Annotated in this window: 4 protein-coding genes; all 4 read right to left on the minus strand. The window is 46.7% G+C overall.

Annotation, left to right across the window (positions count from 1 at the left end; all coding sequences use genetic code 11):
- Window positions 1–2,091 (minus strand): bifunctional proline dehydrogenase/L-glutamate gamma-semialdehyde dehydrogenase PutA (gene putA / locus SHEWPOL2_RS21285; protein ID WP_192812110.1); only part of this gene is annotated, 2,091 nt, incomplete at its 3' end.
- A 257-nt stretch (window positions 2,092–2,348) separates the two neighbouring features.
- Window positions 2,349–2,897, minus strand: a complete 549-nt coding sequence (locus SHEWPOL2_RS21290; RefSeq protein WP_037431483.1) for a TIGR04211 family SH3 domain-containing protein — start codon at window positions 2,895–2,897, stop codon at window positions 2,349–2,351.
- A gap of 195 nt (window positions 2,898–3,092) precedes the next feature.
- Window positions 3,093–4,382, minus strand: a complete 1,290-nt coding sequence (locus tag SHEWPOL2_RS21295; protein ID WP_080612413.1) for an inorganic phosphate transporter — start codon at window positions 4,380–4,382, stop codon at window positions 3,093–3,095.
- Between the two features lie 25 nt (window positions 4,383–4,407).
- On the minus strand, window positions 4,408–5,088 hold the full coding sequence (locus SHEWPOL2_RS21300; RefSeq protein ID WP_037421779.1) for a TIGR00153 family protein: 681 nt from the start codon (window positions 5,086–5,088) through the stop codon (window positions 4,408–4,410).
- Window positions 5,089–5,432 lie beyond the last annotated feature (344 nt).

Genomic DNA, 5,432 nt, shown 5'->3' on the forward strand with positions numbered 1-5,432 from the left:
AACTCGACCCGTTGGGCCTGGGAGCAGTTCAGGTTTTGACATCAGCTTTTTAGCTTGCACCGCGTAGTAGCGGCAGAAGTCTACGGCTTCACGCACTTCGTCGATACCGTCTTGAATGCTCTTACCTGCTTCACGGGTACAGAGGGCAATCAGTTCTTCGCGGTTTTCTTCTAACAGATCCGCCAGCTTTTGCAGGGCAGAGGCGCGCACTTCAACAGGCGTACGGGTCCAAGAGGCGAAAGCTGCATGAGCAGAAGACACGGCTTGTTCGATAGCCGCTTTGTTGGCAAAGGCCACTTGACCCACGGTTTGAGTGGTATCGAATGGGCTCACCACGGTTTTGTGCTCGCCAGTTAAGGTTTGACCATTAACCAGAGGGCCCGCTTGCCACTGCGTCGATTTGAATTTGTCTAAGGCCGCGAAGAATGGCTCTGCTTCTGAAATGATGTTCATATTGAGTCCCTTGGAATTTTTGCGATCGCTACCGAAGATGTCGGTAGGTAAAACGATTTTGTTGTTAGCCAGGGTTTTGTAGCCTGTCAGGGTTTTCAGTGGGTGAACCACTAAAGACTCGATAGGGGTTTTCGGATCGACTAGCTTGTGTACGAACGAGGTGTTAGCACCGTTTTCCAGCAGGCGACGCACTAAGTAGGGCAGCAGATCCTTATGGGCACCGATTGGGGCATAGATACGCACCGCTTTCGCGCCCGCTTCCGACAGAATAGTGTCGTACAGCTCTTGTCCCATACCGTGTAGGCGTTGGAATTCGTGGTTACGATCGCCCGCCATATCGGAAATTGCCGCAACCGTTTGCGCGTTGTGGCTGGCAAATTGTGGGTAAATCGCGCCGCGGGTGGCGTCGGATAACAGGTAACGCGCACAGGCTAAGTAAGATACGTCGGTACCGGCTTTGCGGGTGTAGAGTGGGTAAGCAGCTTCGCCAGCTTGTTGTGCCCATTTCAGCTCGCTATCCCAGTAGGCGCCTTTCACTAAGCGAACGGGGATTTCGTCGCCTTGCTCTTTCGCTAGGCGGGTTAACCATACCAGCACCGGCAGGGCGCGCTTAGAGTAAGCTTGCACCACGATACCCAGTAATCCCCAGCCTTTAGTGGCGTCAGAATTAAACAGTTTTTGGAACAGTTTTAATGACAGTTCGAGACGGTCAACTTCTTCGGCGTCGATAGAAATGCCGATATTTAATCCGCGCGCGAGTTTAATCAGGCGAATAACGGTGTCGTATAGCTCGGTCAATACACGGTCTTCGTTAGCGACTTCGTAACGTGGGTGCAATGCCGACAATTTGATAGAAATCGTTGGGCGTGGAGATTCGTTTTCGTTATAGCTTTGCGCGCCTAACTCGGTAATCGCATTGGCATAATCGTTAAAGTATTTTTCGGCATCTTTACGCGTTAGCGCGGCTTCACCCAGCATATCGTAAGAGTGGGTATAGCCTAACTTACGCTTGTCTTCGCTGTTCTTGAGCGCTTCTTTCATGGTGCGGCCGAGAACGAACTGCTTACCCATGATCTTCATCGCCGCCATCATGGCTTGGCGGATCACAGGCTCACCTAAACGATTGACTAAACGGCCTAATAGGCTACTCGGGCTACCATCGATTTTTTTATCTAAGCTAACAATTTTACCCGTGAGCATTAGGCCCCAAGTTGAGGCGTTAACCAGCACTGAATCGCTTTTGCTTAAGTGTTCATCCCATTTTGCGCCTGAAAGTTTATCTTCAATCAAGGCGTCGGCGGTGGCCGCATCGGGAATACGCAGCAGGGCTTCGGCTAAACACATCAGGATGATGCCTTCCTGTGTTTCTAAGCTGTATTGCTGCAGGAAGGCATCGATGCCAACCATTAAGCCTTTTTTCTCAAATTGACGAACTTTGTTTACCAGTTCGTGGGCACGACGAGTGACGCGCTCGATGGCTTCATCACTGGAGGGTACTAGTTTGATTAGCTCTGACAAGTATTGTTCTTCATCGACAATGTAGTTGTCGGTGACGGCTTTGAACAGTTCGTCGAGATTGGCAGAATCGTAGCGGCCTGCCAGCACTTCACTCGCTTTGAACATAGTAATCGCTTCCATCTTGGCCAGTTGTTTTCGGCTCTATTGTTGAAACAAAAATGGGGGGCGCGAAACGCATTTGATATTTTGTATACAATATGAAGCTTTGCGCGCGCAGATTATACAACCAAAATGTGACGGGCAACACTATAGCGTGAAAGAATGTGAGGATTGTTTGATTGGCTTGTTAAGTGTTAGTTGTAACGCTTGATTGACAAAAAGCCAGTGTTTGAAAACACTGGCTTTAGCTTTGACTTTCAAATTATTTGCGTAAAAATTTACATCCAACGCTTCTTGTTGCGGCGTTGTGGTCTTGGTAGATACACCAAAATCACCCCAACCACTAAACCTGCGGCGGCAATCAGTCCGCCCTCACGCCATAGCGCAAATTGTGCCTCTTGGGCGCTACGATCAACCGCGACTTTGAGGTTATCACGCTCTTGAGTGGTTTTGTTCAGCATAGCTTCGGCTTCGCTTAGCTTGGCTTTGAGTTCATCCACTTCATCGGAATGGTTATTCGTCGAACTTAAGACTTCTGCAAGCTTGGCTTTGGTTTCGTTTAACTCATTAGTGAGTGTTGAAACTTGCTCACGAAAACTAGGCGTTGAACTGATTAAGTTGGTTGGCACCCAACCTTCACGACCTTTATGGTCGATTATTTTTGAATAATCGCCCTGAGTTTCGCCAAGTAACGTAACGGGTTGTCCCGCTTCAATCGAACCCAAAATACGATAATCAGTACCAGGGCCGTTGAGAATATAAAGAAACACGTTATCCGAGATATAGCGGGGTTGGCCTTCGGCCAGCAGGTTAGGGGAGAGTAACATCATTCCCACCAGAGTCAGCATTCTTAACACTTTTGTATTCTCATCAACGAAATAGTGACCACATGCTAGGGATTTGAGGCCTGCAATGCAAGAGGGAAGTCATAGACTTCCCTCAACTTTGCCGCATCCATGCTAGCAATTCCTCTGTGTTTAGTACATTTCTACGGCGAGCTTGCCATAGTCGTTATGTGCTTCTTAGTTAAAGATGCCTTTAATCATATAGAAGAAGATGATCGATAGACCTGCACCCGCAGGTAAAGTAACCACCCAAGACACAACAATGTTACGCACCACACCAATATTGATTGCCGCAATACCACGGGCCATACCCACACCTAATACCGCACCGACTAACGTTTGTGTGGTAGAGATAGGTAAACCAGTACCAGAAGCAATCACTACGGTAGAGGCTGCGGCTAATTCGGCAGCAAAACCGCGACTTGGGGTTAAGTGAGTAATATTTTTACCAATGGTTTGCATCACGCGCTGACCGAAAATCGCCAGACCCATAACGATACCCACAGCACCTAAAGGTAGGATCCACCATACTAACGGTGATTTAGATGCAATTTGGCCACCACTATTAACTACAGATACCACCGCAGCTAAAGGACCAATCGCATTTGCAACATCGTTTGAACCGTGGGCGAATGCCATACAACAAGCGGTTAAAACCATCAGGATCGCAAACACTTTTTCGACGTTAGCGTACATGGTTTTGTGGCTTGCTTTCTCATCCATTTTTAGACGAGAAATAAACACTTTACCTATGATACCAACGACCAATGCTATTACGCCCGCCAGGATATAAGCTTCGGCACCTTTTAAATGAATGCCAACGTGTGACAACCCTTTGAGGATCGTGACTAATGACATCATAAAGCCTGCGAACGCCATGTAGAAAGGTACATAACGTTTAGCATTAGCAAGTGGGTTATCGGTGTTGAAAATCAGTTTTTGAGTGCTTTGGAACAGAATGAACGCCATAAAGCCAGAGATTGCTGGTGTAATAACCCAAGAACCAACAATACCGCCTACTTTTTCCCAAGCGACAGACTCAGTGCCAACGCCTACAGCCGCAAAGCCGATAATCGCGCCTACAATTGAGTGAGTCGTTGATACTGGCCAGCCTAAGGCTGATGCGACAACTAACCAAATCCCTGCGGCTAACAGCGAGCCAATCATGCCGTATACCAGCAATTCAGGGGTTTGGGTAAAATAACTTGAATCAATAATACCGTTACGGATTGTACTGGTCACTTCGCCGCCGGCCAAAAAAGCACCTGCAAATTCGAAGATCATAGCGATAATAATCGCTTGTTTAATCGTAATGGCGTTAGAACCAACAGAGGTTCCCATCGCATTGGCCACATCGTTTGCACCAATGCCCCACGCCATTAGAAAACCAAACGCAGCCGCAATGGCAATAAGCCACGGCCCATTAGTGGCTAATACGTTAGCCACCTCCATACCTGCATCAACCATATTGATACCTTGATAACCTTATTTATTAAACGCGAGCAAGCATAAGCTCAAGACGCGAACCGACGCGTTCGGCCAGATCTGCAAGACCGCCGACCCATTCAATCGTTTTATAGAGGAACATCACATCGACAGGATTCAATTCTGATTCCAATGCGAATAATTGACGACGAAGTTGAATTTGTAAATCGTCAGTATCTTCTTCGATGATATCGAGTTCGTTGATCATTTTGGCCACTAAGTCAACTTCACGACCACGGAAACCTGCTTCGAGCAAATCTTCGAGTTCGTTAATGACTTCTTTTGCAAGACCAACAGCGTCGATACAACGTTGTAAGTATGCGATAAAGGGGACTTGCATGACCTGAGGGATAAGCAATTGACGGCCGATTACACGACCAGAGATATCTTTTGCTTTGTTAGCGATTTTGTCTTGTTGTGTCAGTAGTTCCAGTAGATCTGTACGCTCAACAGGCATAAACAAACCGCTTGGCAGAGTGAGGCGAATTTCACGTTTGAGTGAGTCCCCTTGCTTTTCCGCTAAACTAATTTGTTTACGTAGTTGAACTGCAGCATCCCAGTTACCTGTGATGGTGGCTTCGAAAAAGGGGACCAGTAACGATGCGCAATCGTAGACTTTGTCCATGTGCTCTTGAAGAGGCTTAATTGGCGATTTTGCAAACACGCCCAAAATAGAGTTTACTGGCATTGCCGTTTACCTATTTAGATTGTTCCATGATTGGAAAAAGCGGGCGCATGTTACCCTATGCGTCCGCGTATTGAAACTGTGTTTTTTGAGAAAAATCACAGCTTTATTCTAACGGGTTATATACCAACTTCAAAACCAAATCCTACGGGATTTTTATGACACATTTGTGACATTATGAACTAAAAATGACGCGTGAATGAATATTTGATGACAAAATGAGCGGTGCAGTAATGAATGCTGAGATTGAATTAAAACTGTTTTTCCTACCTAAATTTCTAGAAACCCTGATAAATAAGCTAGATAGCTTAGAAAATGCTGCTCCGCAAGGCACACGTCGTTTAACC

It is taken from the genome of Shewanella sp. POL2, from assembly GCF_000282755.1.
In the GTDB taxonomy this organism is placed as follows: domain Bacteria; phylum Pseudomonadota; class Gammaproteobacteria; order Enterobacterales; family Shewanellaceae; genus Shewanella; species Shewanella xiamenensis.

What these genes read in the sequence shown, in the direction of transcription:
- SHEWPOL2_RS21290 (WP_037431483.1), bottom strand. Translation starts at nt 2,897, where the DNA reads ATGTTACTCTCCCCTAACCTGCTGGCCGAAGGCCAACCCCGCTATATC.
- SHEWPOL2_RS21295 (WP_080612413.1), bottom strand. Translation starts at nt 4,382, where the DNA reads ATGGTTGATGCAGGTATGGAGGTGGCTAACGTATTAGCCACTAATGGG.
- SHEWPOL2_RS21300 (WP_037421779.1), bottom strand. Translation starts at nt 5,088, where the DNA reads ATGCCAGTAAACTCTATTTTGGGCGTGTTTGCAAAATCGCCAATTAAG.